Below are 25,836 nucleotides of genomic sequence, written 5' to 3'. Positions count from 1 at the left end.
CGCCGGGGGGATCGCGGGCCGACGGAGTCATGGTCCGGCTGCCCGTACCTCGGCGGGAGTCACTGCCCGGCGAGTCTTCGGTACCGGCTGCCGTGGAAGACCAGGGGCGGAACCCGCGGATCGACGCCCATGGAGTGCACCCGCAGGATGACGATCCGGTGGTCCCCGGCGGCGATCTCCCGCTCTGCCGAGCAGTCGAACCACGCGCCGGCGCCGCTGAGCAGGACGGCGGTCCCGGCGGTCCGGTACCACGCGAGTCCGGCGAAGCGTTCGGGACCGGGGGCGGCGAGCTGTCTGCTGGCCGCTTCCTGGCTTCCGCCCAGGACGCTGATCCCGAGGCGTGCGGCGCCGCGCAGTCTCGGCCACGTGGTCGAGGTGAGCGCGGTGCAGAAGGAGACCAGCGGCGGGTCGAGCGACACGGGGACGAAGGAGGACGCGGTCATGCCGACCGGTTCCCCGTCGACCAGCGCCGCCAGCGCCGTCACCCCCGTCGGGAAGGCCGCGAAGACCCGGCGCAGGGCGACCGGATCGGCTGCGCCGACGGCGAGGCCCGCATCGGCGCTCACCGCTTCAGCGCGCGGTCGAAGACCGCCGCGATCACGGCGTAGTCGTCGTCCGCGCGCGCCGTGTCCAGGATGAACGTCCCGCATCCGGCGTCCAGGTAGCCGCTGATCTCCTTCTCCACCTTTTCGTGGCTGCCCACCAGGTAGGGGCAGTACGTCGCGTAGTTCAGGAAGGGCCCCATCCAGTACGGGCTGTCGGGCCCGCCGGGGAACTCGTCCGCGACGGAAAGGCGCGCCACCCACTGGGAGTCCGAGACCCCGCGTGCCGCCCGCTGTGCGAGGCGCCCCGCCCGGCTCGCAGGGAAGCGCTCGTGCGCCACGGCCCAGGCCTCCTGGTCGGTGTCGCGGGCGATGACGCCGATCCGGACACCCGTGCCCCTTCGGTCACCGTCGGCTTCCGGATCCGCGACGCCCGGCGGTTCCGGATAGCGCACCGGTACCGCTCCCAGCGTCTGCCCGGCCCGGCGTCCCGCCTCGGAGGAACCGGAGATGAACAGCTCGGGCGCCAGACTCCGGGGCAGCGCCGGTGACAGGGGCAGAGCACGCACCCGGTAGTAGTCGCCCTCGAAGGTCACCGGGCCGGGGCCGGTCAGCAGCAGCCCGATCAGCTGTGCGTACTCCGTCAGGCGCCGGTACCGGTCGTCGTGTGCGCTGTTGGCGTCGCAGAGCGCCGCGATGTCACCGACGGAGCCTCCCGCAACCAGGTTGAGGGCGATGCGGCGTCCGTAGAGGGACGCGTAGGTGGCTATCCTCTTCGCCACCGTGTACGGGTGCATGTAGAGGGGTTGCAGGGCCACCAGCGGTACGAAGCCCTCCGTGGCCGCGAGCACCTCCTGCGCGACGACCCACGGATCGACGGTGTTGTTGTCGGAGTAGACGAGAGCGCCCGTGAAGCCCGCCGACTCCGCGTACCGCGCGGCCTGCCTGACGGTCCGCACATACCCGCCGGGACCCGTGGGGGGTGGGATCGTCGCGAACAGCCGGAGGCCCGGCGCTTCGTCGGCCACAAAGCCACCTCTCGTCATCTTCTCCGCCCCGCCGTCCGGGACCGGGGCACCCACGATGGGCGGGGCGGACGCGATGCGTCCAGGTAGCCCGCAGGCAACTTTGCTGCCTGTCGTCCGGAGCGCCGAAGCTGCCGCCCGCTTGCCTGTTCCCGCGCCGGGCGGCCCTCCTAGGCTGACGCGACGTCACCGGTACCGGCGACAGCGTCGTGCGAACGAACGGAGCCGTCCGTGAATGAGCCCGCCCCCCTTTCCTACGGCCAGCTCTCCGTCTGGCGCGACGTCCGGGAGCTGAGCAGGGGCCGATGGCACGAGGCCAACACCCAGTCGCTCTGGCGGCTGCCCGAGGACGAGGACCACAGCGCGCGGGAGGTCGAGAACGCCGTGCTCACGCTCGTCGGCCGGCACGAGTCGCTGCGTACCGCCTACGACCTGACGGACACGTTCGCACCGGCACAGCGGGTGCTGCCCTTCCTCGACCGGGTGGACTCCGGTGTGGTCGAGTGCCGTCCGGAGGAGTTCGACGCTCTCGTCGACGGACTGGCGTCCGAGCCCTTCGACCTGCGTGTGGCGCCGAGTTGGCGGTTCCGTGTCGTCACCCGGCACGGCCGTCCCAGGGTGGTCGTGATGATCCAGCACCACATCACGGCGGACGGCTGGAGCAACGGGGTGCTGGAGGCCGACTTCCGGGCCGCGCTGGCAGGGGCGGCGCCGGCCGGCGCCGCCCCGGCCACCACTCCGCGGGGGCTGGCCGCGTGGCAGCGCTCCGAGGGCCGGAGCGCCCGCCGCGCCGCGCTGACGGCGTACTGGGAGCGGATCTTCGGGCTCTCCGCCGCGTCGCTCTCGGCGACCGGCCCCCCGGCGCCGCCCGGCTCGGCGTTCCAGTACTCCGTCCGCTCCCGGCAGGTGTACCGGCGGGCGCGGGAGTTCGCGGACGGGCTGTCGGTCCCGGTGTCCAGCGTGGTGCTCGCCGCCTTCGCCTGGAACGTGGCGCGTACGGCCGGACCGGGCGCCGCGGTCGTGCAGCTGATGTCCTCCAACCGCTTCGTCCCCCCGTGGAACACCGTGGTCAGCTCGATGAACCAGTGGACGGCGGCATCGGTGGACCCCGCCCCGGACGACTTCGCGGCGTACGTGGGCCACGTCCACACCCAGAGCCTGCTGGCCTACCGGCACGGGATGTACGACGTGGACGAGATGGACGCCCTGCGTGACAAGGTCCGCGCCGGACGCGAGCCGTACGAGGCGTCCCTCGGTTTCAACTTCCTCACCGGTGCCGCGCCACCGCCGGGCTCCGCGCACGGGGCGGAGACGGTCAGGGAGTCGCCCTTCTCCCGCATCGGGCACCCCTGCTACCTGCGGGCCACCGCCGAGGGGGGCGAGTCGCTCCAGTTGCGGCTCCGCACCATGGGGCTCGCGGACTCGCTCACCCGGGAGCTGCTGGAGGGAACAGTGGCCCGCCTGACGGACGCCACCTGATACGGGCCGCCCGAGCGGCCGGGCCGGCTCCGCCGTCGGGTCCGTCTCCTGATCCGGCTCACCTCCCGATCCAGACCACGACCTTCCGTTCATGGAGTCTCCTGTGCCTGCCCATGTGATCGTCCTCCACCGTTGGACCGACTCCTACGCCGACTACGCCTCCTACCTCGACCACCGCGCGCTCCGGGTCAGCTACGTGACCACGGCGCGCGCCAGGCCGGTGCTGCCCGACGCGGCGGCCGGCGTCGCGGTCGTGCGGAGCACCGAGGACCGGGGAGCGGTCCGCGCCGCGGTCGACGGGCTGATCGAGGAACACGGCCGGCCCGAGCGCGTCATCGCCCTGCACGAGGTGGACCTGGACGTGGCCGCCGAGCTGCGCGAGGAACTCGGGGTGCCCGGCGAGACCCGGGCCGGCCTGCACCCCTTCCGCGACAAGCTGGCCATGACGCGGAGGCTGGCCGCGCGGGACGTCCCGGTGCCCGCCGCCGAAGCGGCCCCCGACCACGCGGCGGTCGCCGGGTTCGCGCGGCGGCACGGCTGGCCGGTGATCCTCAAGCCGGTACGCGGTACCGCGAGTTCGCACGTGTCGAGGCTCGACGGCCCCGCGGAACTCGACGCGTACGTCTTCCCCGCGGGCGTCCCGCTCATGGCGCAGTCCTACCTCCCGCACGAGATCCTGCACGTCGACGGCGTGGTCGACGGTGGTGACCTGCGGGTCTGGCGTGCGTCGCGGTACGTCAACACCTGCCTGGACTTCACCCGGGGCGAGGCACTCGGCTCGGCCGAGATCGACGACCCGATGCTGCTCAAGAACATCGAGGAGTTCACCCGGCGGGCCGTGCTGGCGATGTCGTCCGACCCCTGGGTCTTCCATCTGGAGCTCTTCGCCTCCGACAACAGCCCCGACCCGGTGCTCCACGTCCTGGAGGTGGGCGCCCGCCCGGGCGGCGCAGAGGTCCCGTTCGTCTGGCGCGAGGTGCACGGCGTGGACCTCATGGCGGCCGCCGTCGACGTGCAGATGGGCAGGCCGCTGCCGGCGTACTCGCCCTGGAGGGAGCCGGGCGGGGACGAGGGGGCGTACGCCGGCTGGCTGCTCGTTCCGACGCCCGCCGCACGCCCGTGCCGGGTCACGGCCGCGACATCGCAGACACCCCTGGCGGACGGGCCGTACGCGGAGCGTCTTCCCGCTCCCGGGGGCTATCTGGCCGACCTTCCGGGATACGAGCACTCGGGCGCGCGCTTCCGCTTCCGGGGCCGTTCCTCCGCGGAGGTGGAGCGCGCGATCAACCGCACGCTCGAACGTCTCGACTTCCGCTGCGAGCCGGTGGACCCCGCCCGCCCGGCGCGTGTCGTCGTCGTCGGCACCGGTGGCCGGGCGTACCGGGAGTACGCGCTCCAGGACGCGGCGGCGCACAGCCGGGTGATGACGGTCGACGGCACCTCCGCGGAATGGGAGTTGCCGTACCTCACCGACCATCGGGTCGTGGACACCGGCGACGTCGGCGCCCTGACCGACGCGGTGACCGAGCTGCTGGCCGGGGACAGCGGGCCGGCCGGTGTGCTGACCTGGAGCGAGGTGCTTCTGGAGCGGACCGCCGAGGCGGCCGAGCGTCTGGGGCTGCCCCACATGACACCGGAGGCGGTCGGCAACTGCCGGGACAAGCTGCGCACCCGGCGGCTGCTGGAGCGGGCCGGACTGCCGTCCGCCCGCTACGCGGTGGTGCACTCCCTGGAGGAGGCCCACGAGGCGGCGGGCCGGATCGGCTATCCGGTGGTCGTCAAGCCGCGTGCCCTGGCGGGCAGCAGCGGCGTGGTGCTGGCCCGCTCCCCCGACGCTCTCGACGAGGTCCACCGGCACGCGGAGGGGGCCGCGTTCGTCGGCCTCGACGCACTGGAGGGTCTGATGATCGAGGAGTATCTGGACGGCCCGGAGATCAGTGTGGACAGCGTGGTGCTCGCGGGTGAGGTGCACTGCGTCAACGTGGCACGGAAACGGATCGGTTATCCGCCCTTCTTCGAAGAGGTGGGGCACCTGGTGTCACCGTGGCGCCAGGAGCCGTGGGCCGATGAGCTGATCGACACCGTCACCCGTGTCCACGCGGCACTCGGGGTCACGTCCGGGGTGACGCACGCCGAACTCCGGCTCACCCCGAGCGGACCGCGCGTGGTGGAGCTGAACGGACGGCTGGGCGGCGACTTCATCCCGCTGCTCGGCCGGCTGGCCACCGGCGTCGATCTGACCGCGGCCGCCCTGGACGCCGCGCTCGGCACCGTCCCCGATCTGCGGCCGACCCGGGACCGCTGCGCCGCCGTCCGCTTCCTCTACCCCGAGCAGGACGGCACGGTCGAACAACTGGACGTGTCCGCCGCGCGCGGGGTGCCGGGCGTCGAGCGGGCGGTCGCCCTGGCGGAACCCGGGCAGCCGCTGCTGCTCCCGCCGCGCGGGGTCGTACCGCGGCTCGCCGCCGTCATCGCGACCGGCGACGACGCCGCCTCGTGCGACCGCGCCCTGGACGAGGCGGTCAGCCGGATCCACGTCCGTGTCAACCCTGCCGAGGAGCGATGAGCGCTTTCATGGAGTCCCCCGGAATCTCCCATGTCGTCCTGGGGTTCAGCGTCGGCCTGCTGAACCAGTTGGAGCGGGTGCTGCCACCGGGTTCGGTGCTGGTGGTCGAGGAACCCGCGATGTGCGCGGCCAGGGACGTGGCCGCGCAGCTCAAGCGGTTCCGCTGCGCCGTGGGCATGGTCGAGGCCCCGGTGCAGGACGAGGCGAACGCGGCGCGCCTCGCCGGCCACGTCGATCGGCCGGCCGCGGTCCGCGCCGTACTGCCGGGCCTGGAGTACACGGTGGTGGCGGCGGCGGAACTGGCCGAGGCGTGGGGGCTGCCCAACGGCAGCCCCCGGGCCGTCCGCGCGTTCCGTGACAAGTCCCTGCTGCGCGAACGGGTGGAGCGGCAGGGCATCGCCCAGCCGGACTGGGTGCGGGTCGACGGCCCGCAGGACGTGGCGCGCTTCCGCGACGCGCACGGCGGTGAGTGCGTGCTCAAGCCGACGCACCTCCAGGGCAGCGTCGGCATCCAGCTCCTCGGCTCCGGGGACGACACCGCCGAGGCGTGGCGGCGGACGGCGTCCGCGGACGAGGCGCACCTGCGCACGGAACGCGCCGGGGCCGCCCGGTACGTGGCCGAGGAGTGGCTGCACGGCGACGAGCTCAGCGTCGAGGCGTTGGTGCACGAAGGCCGGGTGGTCTTCCTCAACACGACCGAGACACAGCTCTACCCGGGAGCCCATCCGGTCGAGCGCGGGCATGTCGTACCCGCCGCGGCCGAGGGCGTTCCGGCCGCCGAGAAGGCCATGCACACCCTCGTCGCCGCCACGGGCTTCCGCAGCGGCATCCTGCACGCCGAGTGGATCCTGCGCGACGGCACGCCGCATCTGCTGGAGTGCGCCGCCCGGCTGCCCGGGGACTACATCCCGCTGCTGATCGCGCTCGCCTACGACAGCGACCTCGTCCGCGGCCTCCTCGACGTGCTGGAGGGACGGCCGCCCACGATGGCCGCCACCCCCGTCCGGGGGGCGGCGGTCCGCTTCCTCGACGCGGTGCCCGGCACCGTGCGGGAGATCCGCGGCCTCGACGCCGCTCGCGCCCTCCCGGGGGTCGTCGACATCTGGATGTCCGTCGAACCGGGCGGGTCCGTGGTGCCCCTGACCAGCTCCTGGTCCCGCGCCGGCGAGGCCGTGGCACTCGGTTCCGACCGGGCGGAGGCCGCCGCCAACGCCTTGGCGGCGGCCTCCGCCGTGGAGATCGTGACCACCGCGTCCGCGTAGCGCGCACACGCCAGGGGGCCGGTGCCGACGTACATGTCGGCACCGGCCCCCGTGCGTCGCGGGACCGTACGGTCAGGCCTGCGCGGCGCGGAACTCGCGGATCTGCTCCCACAGCATCCGCGGGGTACGGAACATGTCGACGATCTGGAAGTCGTCGGGGATGACGAGGTCGTAGTGCTGCTCGATGGCCACGATCAGGCCCACGGTCGCCATCGAGCTGAGCCCCGCGTCGGCCAGGGGTACGTCGGGATCGAGTCCGCGGCCCTGGGGACCGTCGGTCAGTACACCCCGCAGCAGGTCGTCGAAGTCGTCGTCCCACGGCTTCGCGGGCTGCTCCGCGGGCAGTTCGGTGCCGGGCGGCTCGGGGAGCAGGTCCAGGTCGACCGTGCCGGCCGCGGTCAGCGGCCAGTCCTCCAGGGGCACCAGGACGTCCGGGATCAGATGGCGGGGCAGTCTGCGCCCGGCCAGCGCCCGGCGGATCTCGTCCGGGGAGAACTCCTCGGCGGGCGCCGGCCTGACGTATCCCACAAGTTGCCGCCCGCCCCCGTCGGCGTGCGGGTGCTCGACCACCCGGCAGTCCAGGACAGAGGGGTGCAGGCCGAGCAGCTCGCGGGTCCGGTGGGTAGTGGCCGGGCCCATGGGCTCCAGCCGTCCTGATGTGCCGACCCGGGCCGGCAGGCCCGTGCGGCGGGGGCCTGCGGCGTCGCAGGCGGGGTGGACCGTCCGGTCGTCGTGTGCGCTGTCGACCCGCAGTTCCCCGACCACGCCGACGGGCACGCGGCGTCGCCGGGTGTCGACCACGTCGAGACCCGTGCCGCGCGGCGGTACGCCGTCGTAGGCCACCGGCGCGATCAGGCCGTCGGCCATGAGCGTCTCGATCACCCGGCCCCGGGTGCGCAGGGCCTCGGGCAGGGCCGGTCCGGCCTCGTCGTCACCGCTGAGGACCGCCGTGAACGTCCGGGGCGGGCCGACGACCACGCGCTCGGCCACCAGCGGTGTCGTGACCAGGTGTGTCACCTCGCCGGCGGCGATCAGGCGGCGCATCTCGGGAACGGCATCGGGCAGCGGGACGGACGTCATGACGACGGTGGCGCCGGTCGTCAGCGCCGTCAGGATCCCGATCACGTGCGCGGTGGTGACCGGCGGACCGGCGCACAGCCAGGACGATCCCGGCGCCGAGACGGCGCCGCGCACCGCGAGTTCGCTGTGGTACTCCCCCAGCGCCTGGGCCAGTGCTCGGTGCGACACATGTGTCCCGGATGTGCCGGGTCCGGTGGCCGCTCCCGGTGTGCCGGGCAGGACGCAGGCCACGTCGGGGGCCAACGCCTCCGGGCGGGCGAGGGCCGGCGGACCTTCGCCGGGAGAGTCCGCCGTGGCGAGGGTGAACGCGGCGCCGGTCCTCATCACGGCCAGCAGCGCGGCGACCGTGTCGGGGCCGCGCCCGGGCGAGAGGGCGGAGATCCCCACCAGGGCGCCGGGACCGGCCCCCCGCTCCTCCAGTCGCCGGGCCGTCCGGTCGGCCAGGGCGTCGAGTTGCCGGTAGCTGAGCTCGTCGGAGCCGTACCGCACCGCGATCGCGTCCGGTCGCTCGGACAGCACCCGGGCGAAGCCCTCGGCGACGGAGCGGCTCTCGGGCACGGGTTCGGCGGTGCGGTCCAGGCGGACCAGGCCTTCCCGTTCGGCCGCGGGGAGGCAGGCCGCACGGGCGTCCCCCTCCGGACCGAACGACATCCGCTCCAGCACCTCGCGGTAGAGGGCCGTGAGCCGGACCGCGGCCTCGCGGCTGAGGCGGTGGCTGGTCGTGTTGAGCTTGAGGACGCCGGAGATCGTGAAGACGTGCAGCGCGAACTCGTTGTCGTTGTCGTTGTACGTCACGTCCTCGTCGATCAGCGACTTGTCGACCTGGCGGAAGTCGAGGTAGTTGAAGAACACGTCCAGCAGACGGCCGCCGGGGCCGAACTCCTGCTGGATGACCTGCATGGGGAAGACCCGGTGCGGCCACATGGCCGTCAGGCCGTCGTAGACCGCCTTGACGAGGTCGCCCCAGGTCTCCGCCTCGGCCGGCATGGCGAACGGCAGCGTGTTCAGGTACATGCCGAGCACCTGGTCCGCACCCTGGACCTCGGGGCGTGCGTCGCACACCAGCCCGGTGTAGAAGTCCTCCGTGGCCGCGACCATGCTCATGACCTTCATGTGCGCGGTCAGCAGCACCGCCTTCATCGAGGTGCCCGTCCCGGTGGCCAGCCGGCGCAGGTCGACCTCCAGGTCCCGGAAGTCCAGCGTGTGCTGGTACCTCTCGCGGGCGAGAGCCCGGTCGCCCTGCCAGGCCGAGGGCAGCGCGGTCCCGGTGCGGCCCTCGACGACACCGCGCCAGAAGTCGCGGTCTTCCTGGGACTCCCGGGCAGCGGCCTCGGCGGCGACGTAGTCCGCGTACCGGAAGGGCACCGGCTCGGGCCGCGCGGGCGCCCGGCCCGCCCGGATCTCGCCGTAGCCGGTGAGGATCTCCATCAGCATCGTGTGGAAGCTGAACCCCTCCAGGATGGGATGGCACTCCGTGATGGTGATCCACCACTCCTCGGTGTCCCGGGCGGTGTGTGCGTGCACCCGGATCAGCGGATAGCTCGTGATGGCCATCGGGGAGCTGCGCTCCCCCGCCGCGTACTCCTCCAGCGCCGGTCGCCAGCCCTCCGGGCCGAGCACTCCGTGCTCGGTCGACCCGACGTCGATCCGCGCGCTCCGGTGCACCAGTTGGAGGGGTTCGGAGTAGCGGTTGAGTTCGAAGCTGGTGCGCAGCACCTCGTGCCGGTCGACGACCGTCTGGGCCGCGCGCCGCAGCGCCTCGACGTCCGGCCTCCGGCCGTCGCGGATCAGGTACGAGGTGGTGTCCTGGTAGGTGTTGACGTCGGGCCGGGCCCGCAGCTCGATGATCATGCCGAGCTGGGTCGCGGTGAGCGGGTAGGCGTCCACCACGTCCGTCGGCAGGGCGGCCCGGTCCTCCGGACCCAACAGCGCGAACGGTGCCACCGCTTCGGGGAGGCCGGCGCCGCCGGGGCCCGCCTCGGACAGCTGGCGCGCACACCACTCGGCCAGTTCCTCGACGGTCTGGTGGGCGAAGATGTCGGTGGCCGACACCTCCAGGCCCTCCGCGCGCAGGCGGCCGGCCAGGGCGACGGCACGAAGCGAGTCCCCACCGAGGTCGAAGAAGTTGTCCTGGCCGCCGATCCGGTCCGTCTCCAGGACCTCTGTCCAGATCCGGTGCATCATCCCGGTCGGCACGGCGGTGGCCGGTACGTGGTCGGGCGCGGACTCCGTCCCGGCCGGCTCGGGAGGAGCGGGCCGGGCGGTACCGGGCGCGATCGGCTCGTGCGGGCGGCCGACCAGGGTGGCCAGCAGTGCCTCCCACTCCGCGGCCCACGCCCGTACGGTCTTCTCGTCGATGACCGCGGCGGCGAATTCGATTCGCGCGTAGAGGCGGCCGTCCGCGGCGACGGCCGTGTGCAGGGTCAGATCGAACTTGGCGTCCGGCGCGACGTCCGTCGCGATCCTCTCGACCAGCAGGCCGGGGAGCCGGAAGCCACCCTCCTCGCCGGCGTCCTCCATGTCGAAGGCCACCTGGAAGAGGGGGTTCCCGTCGAGCCCGCGGGCCGGGTTCACCGCGTCGACCACCCGCTTGAACGGGACGAACCGGTGGTCGAAGGCGTCCAGCACGCCTTCCCTGACCCGCGCCAGCACGTCGGTGAACGGCAGGCCCGCGGTGCCACGCGAGCGGACGGCGACCGTGTTCACCGTGTAGCCGAGGAGCCCGTCCAGGTCCGGGGTCCGGGTCGAGACGGGTATGCCCACCGTCACGTCATCGCTGCCGGTGGTCCGGCCGAGCATCACGTGGTACGCCGCGAGCAGCACCATGTACGGGGTGGCGCGGTGCGCCGACGCCAGTGCGTGGACGGCCTCGGCGGTCTCCGCTCCCACGGTCAGTTCGACGAGGCCGCCGCGGCGGTCGGGGCGCGCGGGGCGGGGCCGGTCGAGCGGCAGCGCCAGGTCGGTCACCCCGTCGAGCGCGCCACGCCAGTAGTCCAGGTGCGGGCGGAGCGCGGCGTCCGTGGTCCGGGCCCTCTCCCGCACGGCGAAGTCGGCGTACTGGGCGGGCGGTTCCCCGAGTGCCGCCGGAACCCCTGACGTCTGCGCCGCGTAGAGCGCTTCCAGCTCCGCGGCGATGATCCGGTAGGAGTCCTCGTCGCAGGCGATGTGGTGGATGTTGACGACCATGAGGTGCAGCTCCGGCCGGATCCTGACCAGGGTGACGCGCAGCGGCTGTTCCAGGGTCAGGTCGAAGGGCCGGCTCCGCTCCCAGTCGGCGATCTGTCCGGCCCGCGTCTCACGGCGACCGGCGGGTTCGTCCGCCAGGTCGACGACGCGGAGGGCGAACGGCCGGGGCGGGTCGACGATCTGGTGGGGTACGTCGTCGGTCTGCCGGTACCGGGTGCGGAGGATCTCGTGGCGTTCGACCAGTGCTCCCCAGGCGCCGCGCAGGGCGTCCGTGTCCAGCCGTCCGGAGATCCGGAGCGTCCAGGTCATCAGATAGGCCCGCCCGGCGGGGGCGAGTTGGTGCAGCAGCCACATCTGCTGCTGGCCGGAGGACAGCGGCAGCGGTCCGGTACGGTCCGCCCGCTCGATCGTCCGTGTCTCCTGGGTCCGGGCGGCCGGCATCAGGCGTCCCTCTCTGTCGAATCTCCGTACGGGACCGGGTTGTCCGGCCGCGGCTGAACCAGCTTCCCGACCTCCTGGGCGAGGGCGCTCGCCGTCGGGCGGTCGAAGAACACGCGCATGGAGACCTCCACGCCGAAGGCGCTCTGGATGTTCCACAACAGGCGGGCGGCGAGCAGCGAGGTGCCGCCGCGGGCCATGAAGTCGTCGTCAGGACCCACGTCCGTCTGCGCGAGCAGTTCGCGGACGAGGCCGAGGACGGTGTCCAGGTGCGTGGCCGGGTCGTCGGCCGGCAGCAGTGCGGTCCCCGCCTCGTCGTCGGTGCTGTTGTCGTGCACGACCTCACCCTCGTCCTCGTCCTGATGGGCCGCGCCGATCGCCAGGTCGGGATCGGCGGCGAACTGTTCGGCCAGGTCGCGCATGCGCCGGGCGAGGCCTGTCGCGACCTTCTCGTCGTAGAGCGCCGAGGAGTACTCCAGAGCTCCCCCGTACCCCCCGTCGGGGCGGGGCCACATGGTGAGCGCCAGATCGGTTCTGGCCACCGTCCACGCCCGGCCGAGCAGTTCGAGATCGCGGTCCCGGGGGACCTGTCCGATGGTGTCGTCACCGGTCAGCGCGAACAGGTTCTGGAACAGTGCTGTGCGGGAGAGCTCGCGCGCCGGGGCGACCGCGTCGACGACCGCCTCGAAGGGCACCGCGTGCCGGGCGAAGGCCTCCCGGCACGTGTGCTCGACGGCGGTGACCGCCTCGGCGAAGCTCAGGTCCGGTTCGAGGCCGGGCCGCAGGACGAGCGTGTTGAGGAACAGCCCTACCAGGCCGTGCAGTTCAGGGCGGGTACGGCCGGCGTGCGGGGAACCGACGCCGAAGTCCCACTGGCCGGCGGCCCGGGCGAGGGTGATCGTCCAGAGGGTCAGCAGGACGACGTAGGGGGTGGCTCCGGCCCGGCGGCCCAGCACGAGCAGTGCCTCGGCCGACCGTGCGGGCAGGTCCACGACGACCGCGGCACCGTCGATGCCCCGCCGGCCGGCGCGTTCGCGGATCTGCGGGAGTTCGAGTGCGGGCAGGTCGGCGAGTTGCCCGCGCCAGTAGGCGATCTGCTCGGCCGACTGCTCCTCGGTCACCTGCATCCTGAGCCACGCCACGGCGTCGACGTAGCGCAGTGCGGCTTCCGGGACGGCCGGTTCGCGGTCCTCCCGGATCGCCGCGACCGTCTCGTGCAGCTCCTGTTCGAGCAGCCTGGACGACCAGCCGTCGCCGATGATGTGGTGGCACACCAGGAGCAGCAGCTGCTCGGGCCCGCCGTCCCGTACCAGGGCCGCCCGGAACATCGGCGCGGCCGCGAGGTCGAAGCCTTCGGCCAGCTCCTCGGCGAGGGCCTCGGCCGCCCGCTGGGGCGTGGTCTCGGCGACCCGCAGGACGACCGGGACCCGGTCGGCGGGCTCGACGACGGCGGCCAGGCCCTGCGCGTCCATCTCGTAGCGGGTGCGCAGCACCTCGTGCCGTTCGACGAGTCGGGCGACCGCGTCCCGTACCACCGGAGTGGGTACCTCGGAGGGGAGCCAGACGAGGATGGGCAGCAGGTACTCGCGGCTGCCCGGGTTGATCCGGTCCAGTACCCAGAAGCGTTCCTGGGCGTGGGAGAGCGGGAGCCGGGCGCCGGGCGGCAGCGGCACGATCGGCTGCGCCTTCGAGGCCGTGCTCAGCAGTTCGGCCTGCTGGCGCACGGTCGACGCGTAGTGCAGGTCGCGCAGCGGCACGGCGAGCCCCGATGCGCGGGTGAGCTGGGCGGAGAGGCGGGTGAGCATCAGCGAGTGGCCGCCGAGCCGGAAGAAGTCGTCGTCGGGGCCGATCTCCTCGGCGTCGAGCAGCTGCCGCCAGGCCGCCATGACGATGCGCTCCTCGGGGGTGCGCGGCGCCCCGGTGGTGGCGGTGCCGGCCGCGCGGGACCAGTCGGGGTCCGGCAACCGTGCGCGGTCGGTCTTGCCGCTGCTGGTCCGGGGCAGCGTGTCGACCTCGATCACGACGGCCGGGACGAGCGCGGGGGGCAGCCGGTCACGCAGGTAGGCGGTCAGGCTGCCGGCCGCGCCGGGGCGTGTGGTGACCGCCCAGGCGGCCAGCCGCCTGGCGCCTTCGGGGCCTTCGGGCCCGTCGACGGCCCGCACGACGGCCTCGACGACCTCGGGGTGGGCCTCCAGGGCCGCCTCGACCTCGCCCGGCTCGACGCGTACGCCGTTGACCTTCACCTGGGCGTCGGCCCGGCCGACGAACTCCAGGGCTCCGTCGGGGCGGTGGCGTACGAGATCCCCGGTGCGGAACATCCGGGAGCCGGGCGGGCCGGCGGCGTCGGGGACGAAGCGCTCGGCGGTCCGCGCGGCGTCTCCGTGGTAGCCGCGGGCTACTCCCGGCCCGCACAGGTAGAGCTCCAGCGGGTCGTGTTCGCCAGGCCCGTCGCCACCGCCCTCCTGGCCGGTTCCGTCGTCGGCGGGGAGTGCCAGGACGCGGGCGTTGTCGATGGGCCTGCCTATCGGGACGGCTCCGGTGAGCTGCGCCGGGTCGAAGCGCTGCGCCAGCACGTCGATCGAGCACTCGGTGGGACCGTAGGTGTTCCAGATCTCCACCTCGACCTGGCTCAGCACGCGTTGGCAGAGTTCGGCGTGCAGCGGCTCGCCGGCGGAGCAGATCGTCCGGAGGCTCTTGCACGAGGCCAGGTCGGGTTCGGCGGCCAGCAGGCGCAGCATCGTGGGCACGACCTGCACCACGGTGGCCTCCTGCTCGCGCAGCGAAGCGAGCAGTTCGGCCGGGTCGCGCCCCGCGTCGGGCCGGCCGAAGGTCACCGGCGCCCCGCAGACGAGCGGGCCGAAGACCTCCCAGCCGGCCGCGTCGAAGGTGAGCGGGGTCTTCTGCAGCACCCGGTCGTCGGGGGTCAGTCCCAGGGCCCGCACGCCCCACCGCACCCGGTTGGCGATGCCCGCGTGTTCGACTACGACGCCCTTGGGGACCCCCGTGGAACCCGAGGTGAAGATCATGTAGGCGGCCTGGCGGGCGCCGGTGGCGCGTGGCGCGGTGTCCGGGTCCCCCGCCTCTACGAGCCGGTCCACCCGGTGGGCGGTGGTCAGCGGGGAGAGTTCGGCCCCCCGCGTGGACCACTGCTCGTCCACCACGGCCAGGCGCGCGCCCGCCGCTTCGACCGTCAGCCGCGACCGGGCGGGCGGGGCGTGGGGGTCGAGGGGGAGGTAGCAGCCCCCGGCCAGCCAGATGCCGAGGAGTGCCGCGACCAGGTCGGGGCCCGGTGTCATCAGCACGGCGACGACCGACTCGCGTTCGACCCCGAGCCCGGTGAGGGCGTCCGCCACCCGGCGGGCCGAGCGCTCGAGCTCGCGGTAGGAGACCTGGTCGGGGCCCGAGACGACCGCCGGCGCGTCGGGGTGTTCGCGGGCCCGGTCCAGAAAGAGTTCCGGCAGCAACGCGGTCATGGGCTACCTCGCTCCGGTCTGCGCGGGACGCTGTGCGCCGCGGACGCTGAGCGGACGCATGTCCGACCAGACCGTGGCGATGTGGTCCAGGCACTGCTGCCGGTCGCCGGTGAACCCGTGGGCGCGCCAGCCGGCCGGCGGCTCACGGTGCGTGTCCCAGATCGAGTACTGCTCCTCGTGGTTGACGACCACCTGGTACGTCCTGTCCGCGGCCGTATCACTCACCGGGTCCTGCTTTCCTGAGGTCTTCGGATGCGTGGGGTCTCATGGCGGCGGCCGGTCACAACCGGGTCCGCAGCGCACGGGTGTCGACCTTGCCGTTGGCGGTCAACGGGATCTCGTCGACGGTGCGGAAGTCGGCGGGGACCATGTACTCGGGCAGGTCCCCGGCCAGTTCGGCCCGTACCCGGAGGGGATCCAGGGCGGTGCCGGGGGCCGGGACGACGAACGCGGCCAGCCGCTGCGCCCCGGACGGGGACGGGTAGGCGATCACGACGGCCTCGGCGACCTCGGGGTACCGCAGCAGCGCGGCCCGGATCTCGCCCGGCTCGACGCGGTAGCCGCGGATCTTCACCTGATGGTCGGTGCGGCCCATGAACTCCAGGTGGCCCTGGCGCCACCGCCCGCGGTCGCCGGTGCGGTACAGCCGGGCCCCCGAGGCCCCGTAGGGGTCGGGCACGAAGCGCTCCGCGGTGAGCGCGGGGGCGCCGAGGTAGCCGCGGGCCACTCCCGCGCCGCCCACGTACACCTCTCCGGGGACACCGTCGGGAACCGGTTCGAGGTGGTCGTCCAGGACGTACATCGCGGTGTTCGGGATGGGCAGGCCGAGCGGGACGAGGCCGTCGGCCGGCAGCCGGGTGATCACCTGGCCGGAGTTGCCGACCGTGATCTCCGTCGGGCCGTACTCGGTGGCGACCGGGGTGCCGCCCGGACCGGTCAGCTCGCCCCAGCGCTGGGCCAGCTCCACCGGGAAGGCGTCCCCGGCGGCGATGACCAGCCCGGCGAGGCCGTGCGCCTCCTCCGGTTCGAGGTCCGTGCTGAGCAGGTTCAGGTGACCGGGCGTCATCTTGATGAAGCTGTACGGTGCGCCGTCCACCAGGTGCGCGCCGAGATCGGCCGCGTCGAGCGGGTCGGGCAGCAGGTCCACCCGCTGCCCGACCACCAGGGGGGCGAACAGGCTCGGGACGCCCAGGTCGAAGCCGATCGAGCTGAAGTGCGGCGAGCCGCCGGTGCCGCGGGCCGCGTACTCCAGGGCGGTCCAGAGCACGTAGTTGGCCAGGCCGCCGTGGTGGACCATGACTCCCTTGGGCGCGCCGGTGGACCCGGAGGTGTAGATGACGTAGGCCAGGTGCGTCGGGCCGACCGGGACGTCGACGGGGGTGAGGCCGGCCGCGTCGATCTCGGCACGGTCCCGGTCCATCAGGACGTACTCGCCCTGGTCGAAGGGGCCGAGCAGGGGCAGGTGCTCGGACCGGGTGACGACCAGGGTGCAGCCCGCGGCGGCCATCATGAGGCGGAGCCTCGGTACGGGGAGGTCGGCGTCGAGCGGCAGGTAGGGCGCGCCGCACTTCCACACGCCCAGCAGCGTCGGCAGCAGTTCCGGGCCCCGCCTCAGACTGACGCCGACGGGTACTTCGGGGCGCGCGCCGCGCGCGAGCAGGTGGTGCGCGAGGCGCGTCGAGGCCTCGTCGAGTTCGCGGTAGCTGAGCGTCCGCCCGGCCGCGCGGACGGCGGGCGCTTCCGGGGTCCTGGCGGCCTGGTTCCTGAAGAGTTCGAGCACGTCGGCGGGTTCACGGGTGACGGTGCGCCCGACCGCCCACCGGCGCAGTACGGCGTCACGTTCGCCGTCGGGGAGGACTGCGGTCACCGCGTCGCCGTCCGGCGCGGCGGCCATGGCCTCCAGCACACGGCGGTACATCGCCGCCAGCCGGTCCAGACCGGCGGCTCCGAGGCCATCGGCGGCGTGCAGGGTCAGGGTGTGTTCTCCTGCCCCGACGCACAGCCCGTACCGGCTCGCGGCGGGCGAGGCGCCGAGTGCGGCGGCGTCCGCGGCGAAGAGCGCGAGGTCGGCTCGCGGCGACGAGCCGTCCCGCGGGGCGGACGCGGGCGGCATGGCGCTCATCGCGTGTCCGACCTGGGCGACCAGTTCCCGCCAGGTGCCCGCGGCGCCCGGCCGTACCGCCATGCTGCGTACGTCGCGGCCGTCGCCGGCCGGCAGGACGTCGGTGCGGAACGCCGACTCCTCGACCAGTGTGTTCAGCACCTTGACGTGGGCCGCGGCCGGTACGGCGAGCGGTCCGGTGCCCGCGGCGGCGGCCAGCCGGTCCAGTCCGCGGGTGAGATCGGCGTACTCGACCTCGACCGGGCGGCAGGCCCCCTCCCGGGGGTCCGCGCACCGCCAGGCGCCGGGCAGTCGGAAGTCTCCCGTGCTCACCCGCCACCCCCTCGTTCGAGCAGCCGTCGTGCGATCTGTCCCATCCGTGCCCCCGCCTCGTTGAGGATGTAGTGGCCTGCGTCCAGCAGGTGCAGGGAGAACTCCCTGGTCGTCACGGCGCTCCACGCGGCCATCGCCGGGGCGCTCACGAACTCGTCCCGACGGCCGCCGATGACGGTGACGGGCAGCTCCAGTGGCGCGCCGGTGGAGTATTCGAGGGTTTCGACGACCTGGTAGTCCGCCCGCAGAATGCGTTCGAACATGGCCATCAGATCGGGATCCTCCAGGACTTGTTCCGCCATGCCGCCGTACCCGACGACCCGGGTGATCAGCTCACCGTCGGGCAGCCGGTGCAACGGCGGGTCCTCCACGACGCGCACCGACGGCCCCTCGGAGGAGGAGACCACCAGCTCGACCGGTTCGGGACCTCCCTCGGTGCGGAGCCGCCGCGCGAACTCGTAGGCCAGCACGCTGCCGGAGCAGTGGCCGACCACGGCGAACGGCACGTCGAGCAGGGGTGCCACGTGCGGACCGGCCTCGTCCAGCAGGGTCCGCCCGTCGGTGAGCAGGGCTTCGCCGATCCGGTTCTCGCGGCCGGGCGGCCGGACCACGCAGAGGTCGACCTCGGGCGGCAGGTGTTCCAGCCAGGTCCTGAAGACGCCCGCGCCCGCGCCGACGTGCGGGAAGCACAGGATCCGCAGCCGGGCGTCGTCGGTGGGCCGCAGCCGGGCGATCCACCGGCTGGTGACCGGGCGGGCGGCGGGCGGGGTGGTGGCGGCGTTCATGCTTCGAGCACCTTCCTCATCAGGTCGCCCACGCGCGGGTCGCCGATGACGGGCAGGGAGGAGGCGAGCCCGAGGTCGAGCCGGTGGACGGTCAGCCGTTCCGGGGCCTCGCTCCAGGCGCGCTCGGCCGGGTGGGGCGTGGGTCCGTCGGCGACCAGCACGGCCGTGCCGTCGTACGGCGGGTAGTCGTACTCCCGGACGGCGCGGTCGATCCGCGCCCAGGCGCGTTGGAGTCCGGGAAGGTCCTGGGGCCGGTCCACCTCCTCGTACCAGCCGGCGTCGTGGAACCTGGCGTGGATGTCATCGATGTCCTCGTCGCCGGTGAGCGCGAACCGTCCGGCGAGCGTCGCCAGCCTTCCGGTCAGCAGCTCGTCCAGGCCGGCGGCCGTCTCGCCGGGCGCCGGACCGGCCGGTGGGGCGATCAGGGCCAGCAGAGCGACGTCGGCGCCGAGGCGGCGCAGGCGGTGGGCCATCTCGAAGGCGACCACCGCGCCGTGGCCGAATCCGGCCAGCCGGTAGGGGCCCGTGGGCCGGTGTGCCAGCAGGGCCGCCAGACAGCGCTCCGCCGCCTCCGCCACAGTCGGCTCCCCGTCGGTCACGCCGGTCCCGTCGGTCGAGACGGGGCCGCCCGCGCCGGGCAGTGACAGCCCCACGACCGCGCGCCCTTGCGCCCAGGAGGCGACGGCGTTCCGTTCGGCCAGGACATGGCTCTGCGAGTGCACCACACAGAGGAGCCCGTCCTCGCGGCCGTCGGCGACGGGGAGCACGCGGACCCCGTCCACGGCCGGCGGCGGCGCCGCGTCCGGGTCCAGGGCGTGTGGCCGCACCCTCGGCGCGGTGCTTCGCGGCAGGGTCAGGTGCTCGGCGAGCCGGGCAGGCACGGGGAACCGCAGGACCTCGGAGCTGCGGACCGGCAGGCCGCGCTCACGGGCGGCGGTGGCGATGCCGATGATGGAGAGCGAGTCGCCGCCCAGCTCGAAGAAGTCGTCGTACGGCGAGACCGCACGCCCGAGACGCGCGCCGCCGATCTCGCACAGCAGCCGCTCGACTGCCTGACAGGTGAACGGAATTCGGTTCCGCGGGTTCGAGTGCACGGCGGGGCTCCGTCTCATGAATCGAGCTTCCCGGAAAGCTTCGTTTCCGGGCCCCGCCCCGGTACAGGCATCCGGCAGGCAAGTTGTCGGAAGCCAATTGCCGGTTCGCTGCCTGGAGATGACACCCGGCCGCCGTAAAGACTCGCCAAGGGTCGCCGAGACGGCGATGTGTGCAATCGCCTCATGGATACATGGATATTCGCAGGAGGAGAGGCAAGCGTGACCTCAACGACGGCGAGCGCGAACGCCGGGTACAGCAAGGAAACCTCAACTCTCGAACTCACCGGTGAGGAGCGGACCACGCTGGAGGCGCTGGCCCAGCGGCTGGCGCGCGTCGAACCCGCGCTGGTGGACGATCAGGGATGGCGGACCCGGGTCCGGCGGGAGAGCTGCCGGGTGCCCTCCCGGCTGAGCAGCGCCCTGCGGGACTTCGGTCACGACGCGGGCACCGACGGGACCCTGACGATCAGCAACCTGCCGCTTTCGGCCGGGGAACTGCCTCCCACCCCTGCCGTACGGGACTCGGTGGAGCGCGCCGCCACCGTCCCGGCGACGCTGGCGATGCTGCTGGGCAGCGAACTCGGGGCGGTCGTCGCGTACCGCGAGGAGAAGCAGGGCGCGCTCGTGCAGAACGTCGTCCCCGTTCCGGCGCTCGCGGAGTCGCAGAGCAACGGCGGTTCGGTGCGCCTGGAGTTCCACACCGAGAACGCCTTCCACCCGCACCGTCCGGACTTCGTCGGGCTGTTGTGCCTGCGGCCCGCGCACGAGGACCAGGTCGGCACCCAGGTGGCGTCGGTCCGCCGGGCCCTACCGCTGATCGACGAGCAGACCCGCGCGGTGCTGCACGAACCGCGCTTCCTCACCGAGGCACCGCCCTCCTTCGGCTCGAACGGTCTGTCGGACCCGAAGCCGGTGCTCGACGGCGCCCCCGAGGACCCGGACATCTGCGTCGACTTCCACGCCACCAGCGGGCTCGACGAGGGGGCCGAGAAGGCCCTGGTGCAGTTGCGGGAGGCGCTGTGGGCCGTCCGCTCCGACGTGGTGCTCCGGCCCGGTGACATGATCTTCGTGGACAACCGGCTCGTGGTGCACGGGCGGGTCGCCTTCTCGCCCCGCTACGACGGCAACGACCGCTGGCTGCACCGCGTCTTCGTCCATCTGGACCACCGCCGCAGCCGCGGATACCGGCCGGGCAACGGAGCCGTCCTGCTCTGACCCGGCCCACGGGGGCCGGCCGGGGCGTGCCCGCTTCCGTGCTCCGGCCCGCGTCGGTCACCCCGCGCACACGCCCGGCATCCGGCCGGCGGTGTGGTGGGAGCACATCGAATCCATACCGCCGGCGAACCGTCCTCGAACCGGGCCTCCATAGCTTGGGGGCTGTCGGCGCCCCCTCCCACCACGGCATCACCTCGACCGGACAGGAAGTGTGCCCCTCCCATGCCCCTTCTGCGCATCCCCCTGAGCCGAAGGCCCAAGATCCCTCCCACGGTCCACGGGATTCTCACCCTGCTGCGCCTGCTCCCCCAGGTCAGCCGCACCAAGGCCGTGCTCGGCCTGTTCGGTGTGCTGGTGGCCGCGTTGCTCCCGATGGCGGGTGCGGTGGTGACCGGCCTGCTCATCGGCTCGATCAAGGACGCGCTCGACGCCGGGCTGTCCTCCCCGGCCGGCCGGCACACCTTCCTGCTGCTCGGCACGGCCGGGGTGCTGGTGCTGGTGCAGCAGACCGTCGCGCCGTTCCTGACGGCGCTCGGCGAGACCCTGGGGCGTGAGGTCGACCGGGATCTGCAGCAGCGGGTCATGTCGGCCGCGGGCCGCCCGGAGGGCACAGCTCACCTGACGGACCCTCACGTGCTGGACGCCCTGAGGGTGGTTCGCGGACTGGGCACCACGGAGACCGACCGGCCGAGCCACGCCGTGGCAGCCCTGTCGGTGGTACTTCCGGCCTGGCTGCGGGCACTGGCCGCGGCGGCCCTGCTGCTGGCCTTCCACTGGTGGGTGGGGCTGCTCTGGCTGCTGGCCTGGCCGGTGATCGTGCACTTCATGCAGCGCGAGTACTTCCGGGTCGGCCAGGTGGGCGGCGGGCGCAGCACCGCGCTGCGCCGGGCCGAGTACCTGCGCGACCTGGTGCTCACCCGTTCCGCGGCCAAGGAGGTGCGGATCTGGGGCCTGCTGGACTGGCTCGTCGAGCGGTTCGGCCGTTCCTGGCAGGAGGCGACGGAGCCCGTCTGGCGGGAGCGCAGACCGCGCACCCGCGTCGTGCTGGGCGCCACCGGATCGGTCGCACTCATCAACCTGGTCTCGTACGGCGTGCTCGTCTGGGCGGCCGTCCACCAGGAGATCGGGCTGGGAGCCGTCGCCGTGTACACACAGGCGCTGGTGCTGGCCAACAACTACACGGCCTTCGACGACAACAACGCCTACCTGTCGTTCGCCGGCGCCGCTGTTCCCCGCGTCCTGAGCCTGGACGAGCGGCTGTCCGCCGCGGAACCGCCCCGGCAACGGCTGCGGGAGCTGCCCGCCGGTTTCCCCGAGGCGCGGATCGAGCTCGCCGGGGTCCGGTTCCGCTACCCCGGGACCGAACGGGAGGCGCTGAGCGGTATCGACCTCGAGATAGCCGCCGGCCGCTCGCTGGCCGTCGTAGGGGACAACGGCGCCGGGAAGAGTTCGCTGGTGAAGCTGTTGTGCGGTCTGCACACCCCGACCTCGGGCGTCATCCGCGTCGACGGGCACGATCTGCGGGACCTCGACCCGGCGGCCTGGCGTGAGCGGATCGGCGTGCTGTTCCAGGACTTCACGCGCTACCACCTGACCGCCGCCGAGAACATCGCCATGGGAGCACCGCAGTGGACCGGTGACCGGGACCGGCTGCGGGAGGCGGCCCACCGGGCGGGCGCGTTGCCGCTGATCGAGGGACTGGCCGACGGCTGGGACACCGTGCTCTCGCCGGAGTACACCGGGGGCACGGACCTGTCCGGCGGGCAGTGGCAGCGCATCGCCCTCGCGCGCGCCCTGTTCGCGGTGGACGCGGGCGCCCGGGTCCTCATCCTCGACGAGCCGACCGCGGCGCTCGACGTACGGGCGGAGGCGGAGATCTACGAACGCTTCCTGGAACTGACGGCCGGACTGACCACGATCCTGATCTCGCACCGCTTCTCCACCGTACGGCGCGCCGAGCGCATCGTCGTACTCGAAGGGGGCGTGGTCGTGGAGGACGGCGCTCACGAGGAACTGCTGGCCGGGCGGGGACGGTACGCGGCGATGTTCGACCTCCAGGCGGCTCGTTTCGTCGAGCCCGGACGGGGCGGGGAAGCCGCCCACGGACTGCGGACCGCGGCGGAGGCGGGACATGCGTAGGACACTGCGGGGCTACCGGGAGCTGATGCGGATCGGTGTCGGGGCGGCCCCCTGGCACGCGGCGATGCAGTTCCTGACCGGCATTCTCTTCGAGGTCTCCGTGCCCCTCGGCGGGCTCGGCGCGAAGATGATCGTGGACGCGGCGGTCTCCGGCGACACCGGGCTCGGCATCGGCGCCGCGGTCCTGCTCGCCCTCGCCACCGGTGTCGCGCTGGCCTCGGTCTTCTACTACGTGCACTGCCTGTTCACGGTCCAGGAACGCGCGACGGCGGCGGCCAGCAGGCGGCTGATGCGGCTGATCGGCGGCGCCGACGGGCTGAAGCACTACGAGTTCCCCGAGTACCTCGACCAGGTGCAGCGCATCCGCGAGCAGCAGGGCCAGCTCTCCGGCATGGTGAACGCGACGGCCGGCGTGCTGCGGGTCGGGGCCACCCTGATCGTCAGCGCCGTTCTGCTGGCCGGGGTGGACCCGCTGCTGCTCTGCCTGCCGGTTCTCGCCGTCGTGTCCTTCTGGCTCGGCAAGCTGAGCCGCGATCTGACGGTGCGGGCGCAGGAGGCGACGAGCGAACAGGAGCGGCTCCGGCAGCACCTGTTCGAACTGGGTACGTCCACCACCGCTGCGGGCGAGCTGCGCGTCTACGGTCTGACGGGGCTGCTCGGCGACCGCCACCGGAAGGTGTCGGGCGGTGTGATCGGGGAGCGCAACCGGGCGAGCTGGCGCGGCGCGAGCCTGGCGGCGGTGGACGCGCTGGTCACCACCCTCGGGTACATCGCCGCGATCACGCTCGTCGTGGTGCGGGCCGTGCACGGCGAGGCCACGGCCGGCGACGTCGTACTGGTGCTGGGCCTGGCGGCCCAGCTCACCATGACGGTCAGCACGGCCGTGCGCTACGGCACCTATTTCCTGGTGGTCCTGCGGGTGGGCCTGCACCTGGTGTGGCTCCAGGAGTACGTGGCCGGCGAGCGGCGCGCCCGGACCGGTTCGGCTTCCCTGCCGGACACTCTCGGCCAGGGCATCGAGCTGCGGGACGTCGGGTTCGCCTATCCGGGAGCGGAGGACGGGCGGGGAGTCCTCGACGGGGTGGACCTGCACCTGCCGCCGGGCGCGGTCGTCGCCCTGGTCGGGGACAACGGGGCGGGCAAGACGACGCTGGTCAAGCTGCTCTGCGGCTTCTACCGGCCGGACTCCGGGGCGATCCTGGTGGACGGGGTGGACCTGGCGGACTGCGACACCGCCGAATGGCGGGAGAGGTGTTCCGCGACCTTCCAGGACCACGCCCGGCTGGAGTTCCCCGTCGTGGAGACGGTGGGGGTCGGCGACCTTCCGAGGATCGAGGACCGGGCCGCCGTGGGCGCCGCCCTGGAGCGGGCCGACGCCACGGGTCTCGTGGAACGGCTGCCGCAGGGCCTTGACACCCAGCTCGGCACGCGCTGGGACGAGGGTGCCGAACTCTCCGGCGGCCAGTGGCAACGTCTCGCGCTGAGCCGCGGGCTCATGCGGAGCGCCCCGCTGATCTCCGTGTTCGACGAACCCACCGCCGCGCTGGACGCCCACACCGAGAACGCGCTGTTCGAGCGTTTCGCCGCGGCGGCACGTGCCGGGCGGCAGCGCAGCACCGTCACCCTGCTGGTGTCGCACCGCTTCTCCACCGTGGGCATGGCCGACCTGATCGTCGTGCTGGATGGCGGCAAGGTCCGGGAACAGGGCAGTCACGAGGAACTGATGACCCGGGGCGGCCTCTACGCCGAGCTGTTCGAACTTCAATCCCAGGGGTACCGATGACGCTCGACTACACCGACGGACTGGCCCTGCTGGGCGGACACCTGCCGGTCTGGAACTCCCGGCGGATAGCGGCGCTGAGAATGCAGCGCGGCTGGACCCAGGAGGAACTCGCGGAGTACTCCGGCCTGAGCGTGCGCACCATCAGGAATCTGGAGCTCGGCCGGGTGCAGAACCCGCGCCGCTCCTCGGTGGACCTGCTGGTGAACGCGCTCGGGGTGAGCGGCGAGCAGCAGCAGAGCAACGAGAGCCCCGAGCCCGCGCGGTGGCGCGGGCTCCAGGCCCCCGACTCGGCCCTGGTCGGCAACCCCTCGGCGAACCAGCAGCTCGTGCACACCGTCCGCACCAACCGGCTGACGATGTTCCTGGGCCCTGGCGGGGTCGGCAAGACCCGGATGGCGCTGGACGTGGCCGCCCAGGTCAGCCACCTGTTCCGGGACGGCGTGGAGGCGGTGGAGCTGGGTGACCTCGACCCCGAGGACGGCACGCGCGGGGAGCAGACCGCGGCGGTCCTGGACCGGGTACGCCGGCAGATGGCCCGGGGGCGTACGCCCGGGCGGCCCGGGGCTCCGGAGATCGGCCCCGAGACCAACATGCTGCTGGTGCTGGACAACGCGGAACACGTCCCCGCCGGTGTGATGGCGGCGGCCCGGGAGCTGCAGGCCACCTTCCCCGCCGTCCACATCCTCATCACCACGCGCCGGCGGCTGACCGAACGGATGGGCGCCAACCGGGAGATCCAGCCGCTGACCCTGGAGCATCCGCCCGGCGAACCGCTGTCGCACGCACCGGCCGTGGAGCTGTTCCTGCGGCATGTCGGCAGCGGTTCCCCAGCGGCGGCGGAGCTGGAGAAGGACCTTCCGCTGGTCGCCGAGCTGTGCCGGCGGCTGGGCTGCCTGCCGCGCTACATCGAGTTCGCCGCGGAGTGCCTGCGGGCGATACCGATCCGGCTGATGCTCTCCTACGGGCCCACACCGGAGATGCTCTGGTCCAACGACCACGCGCTGCTGCGCCACCAGCGGTCGGTGACGGACAGCATCCTGTGGAGCGTCGACCTGCTCAGCGACGACCACCGGCTGCTGCTGGAGCGCATCGCCGCGCTGCCCGCACGCCGTTTCGTGCTCGACGAGATCAGCACGCCGTACGACCGGTCGGGGCGCGCCACGGGGCCGAATCCGCTGACCCTCGTCTCGGATCTGCTGGACACGTCGCTGCTGCTTCCCGACCCGGCCCACCCCTATCACTACCGGCTGGCGCCCTTCGGCGCCGAGGTGCTGCTGCGCGCGGGCCGTCCGACACCGGAGCCCGGCGGTCCAGCGCTCGGCTGAACCACCGGGC

At 73.2% G+C, this 25,836-nt stretch carries 15 protein-coding genes; 7 read left to right on the top strand and 8 right to left on the bottom strand.

Features of this window, described 5'->3' with window-relative positions:
* Positions 1 to 59 precede the first annotated feature (59 nt).
* Together AB0I83_RS22775 and AB0I83_RS22770 are read right to left on the bottom strand one after the other, a co-directional pair.
* Positions 60 to 566 (bottom strand): flavin reductase family protein, encoded by a 507-nt coding sequence (locus AB0I83_RS22775; protein WP_363305905.1) that lies wholly within the window; start codon positions 564 to 566, stop codon positions 60 to 62.
* Positions 563 to 1,570 (bottom strand): LLM class flavin-dependent oxidoreductase, encoded by a 1,008-nt coding sequence (locus tag AB0I83_RS22770; RefSeq protein WP_363305904.1) that lies wholly within the window; start codon positions 1,568 to 1,570, stop codon positions 563 to 565. The genes AB0I83_RS22775 and AB0I83_RS22770 overlap by 4 nt, the downstream gene beginning before the upstream one ends.
* A 228-nt stretch (positions 1,571 to 1,798) precedes the next feature.
* Between AB0I83_RS22770 and AB0I83_RS22765 the strand changes: the two genes are divergently transcribed.
* From AB0I83_RS22765 to AB0I83_RS22755, 3 genes are all read left to right on the top strand, one after another.
* Positions 1,799 to 3,046 carry a condensation domain-containing protein gene (locus AB0I83_RS22765; protein WP_363305903.1) on the top strand — a complete coding sequence of 416 codons (1,248 nt, stop codon included), beginning with the start codon at positions 1,799 to 1,801 and terminating at the stop codon, positions 3,044 to 3,046.
* Between the two features lie 103 nt (positions 3,047 to 3,149).
* Positions 3,150 to 5,612 carry an ATP-grasp domain-containing protein gene (locus AB0I83_RS22760; protein ID WP_363305902.1) on the top strand — a complete coding sequence of 821 codons (2,463 nt, stop codon included), beginning with the start codon at positions 3,150 to 3,152 and terminating at the stop codon, positions 5,610 to 5,612.
* Positions 5,609 to 6,874: an ATP-grasp domain-containing protein gene (locus AB0I83_RS22755; protein ID WP_363305901.1), complete on the top strand. Its 1,266-nt coding sequence runs from the start codon at positions 5,609 to 5,611 to the stop codon at positions 6,872 to 6,874. Before AB0I83_RS22760 ends, AB0I83_RS22755 begins: the two co-directional genes overlap by 4 nt.
* A gap of 72 nt (positions 6,875 to 6,946) precedes the next feature.
* Here the strand turns inward: AB0I83_RS22755 and AB0I83_RS22750 are convergent, their stop codons facing one another.
* From AB0I83_RS22750 to AB0I83_RS22725, 6 genes are read right to left on the bottom strand one after another with little or no spacing between them, the layout of a single operon-like run.
* On the bottom strand, positions 6,947 to 11,581 hold the full coding sequence (locus AB0I83_RS22750) for a condensation domain-containing protein (protein ID WP_363305900.1): 4,635 nt from the start codon (positions 11,579 to 11,581) through the stop codon (positions 6,947 to 6,949).
* Complete coding sequence (locus AB0I83_RS22745; protein WP_363305899.1) at positions 11,581 to 15,051, bottom strand: amino acid adenylation domain-containing protein; 3,471 nt, start codon at positions 15,049 to 15,051, stop codon at positions 11,581 to 11,583. Before AB0I83_RS22745 ends, AB0I83_RS22750 begins: the two co-directional genes overlap by 1 nt.
* A gap of 3 nt (positions 15,052 to 15,054) precedes the next feature.
* Complete coding sequence (locus AB0I83_RS22740) at positions 15,055 to 15,276, bottom strand: MbtH family protein (protein ID WP_356532231.1); 222 nt, start codon at positions 15,274 to 15,276, stop codon at positions 15,055 to 15,057.
* Positions 15,277 to 15,331: 55 nt separating this feature from the next.
* The gene (locus AB0I83_RS22735; protein WP_363305898.1) at positions 15,332 to 17,485 is read right to left on the bottom strand and encodes an amino acid adenylation domain-containing protein; all 2,154 of its coding nucleotides are present in this window, start codon (positions 17,483 to 17,485) and stop codon (positions 15,332 to 15,334) included.
* Positions 17,482 to 18,270 (bottom strand): thioesterase domain-containing protein, encoded by a 789-nt coding sequence (locus tag AB0I83_RS22730; protein ID WP_363305897.1) that lies wholly within the window; start codon positions 18,268 to 18,270, stop codon positions 17,482 to 17,484. The genes AB0I83_RS22735 and AB0I83_RS22730 overlap by 4 nt, the downstream gene beginning before the upstream one ends.
* Positions 18,267 to 19,382 carry a thioesterase domain-containing protein gene (locus AB0I83_RS22725; protein WP_363305896.1) on the bottom strand — a complete coding sequence of 372 codons (1,116 nt, stop codon included), beginning with the start codon at positions 19,380 to 19,382 and terminating at the stop codon, positions 18,267 to 18,269. Before AB0I83_RS22725 ends, AB0I83_RS22730 begins: the two co-directional genes overlap by 4 nt.
* A 201-nt stretch (positions 19,383 to 19,583) precedes the next feature.
* On the opposite strand from AB0I83_RS22725, the gene AB0I83_RS22720 reads away from it, so the two are divergent.
* The 4 genes from AB0I83_RS22720 to AB0I83_RS22705 all read left to right on the top strand — a co-directional run bounded on the left by AB0I83_RS22720 (position 19,584) and on the right by AB0I83_RS22705 (position 25,826).
* Complete coding sequence (locus tag AB0I83_RS22720; RefSeq protein WP_363305895.1) at positions 19,584 to 20,579, top strand: TauD/TfdA family dioxygenase; 996 nt, start codon at positions 19,584 to 19,586, stop codon at positions 20,577 to 20,579.
* 222 nt (positions 20,580 to 20,801) lie between these two features.
* On the top strand, positions 20,802 to 22,718 hold the full coding sequence (locus tag AB0I83_RS22715) for an ABC transporter ATP-binding protein (RefSeq protein ID WP_356532240.1): 1,917 nt from the start codon (positions 20,802 to 20,804) through the stop codon (positions 22,716 to 22,718).
* The gene (locus AB0I83_RS22710; protein WP_363305894.1) at positions 22,711 to 24,501 is read left to right on the top strand and encodes an ABC transporter ATP-binding protein; all 1,791 of its coding nucleotides are present in this window, start codon (positions 22,711 to 22,713) and stop codon (positions 24,499 to 24,501) included. The genes AB0I83_RS22715 and AB0I83_RS22710 overlap by 8 nt, the downstream gene beginning before the upstream one ends.
* Positions 24,498 to 25,826 (top strand): helix-turn-helix domain-containing protein, encoded by a 1,329-nt coding sequence (locus tag AB0I83_RS22705; protein ID WP_363305893.1) that lies wholly within the window; start codon positions 24,498 to 24,500, stop codon positions 25,824 to 25,826. Before AB0I83_RS22710 ends, AB0I83_RS22705 begins: the two co-directional genes overlap by 4 nt.
* Positions 25,827 to 25,836 lie beyond the last annotated feature (10 nt).

Origin of the sequence: Streptomyces sp. NPDC049970 (assembly GCF_040660235.1) — a bacterium.
Lineage (GTDB): Bacteria > Actinomycetota > Actinomycetes > Streptomycetales > Streptomycetaceae > Streptomyces.
This window is presented reverse-complemented; position numbering and strand designations above follow the sequence as displayed.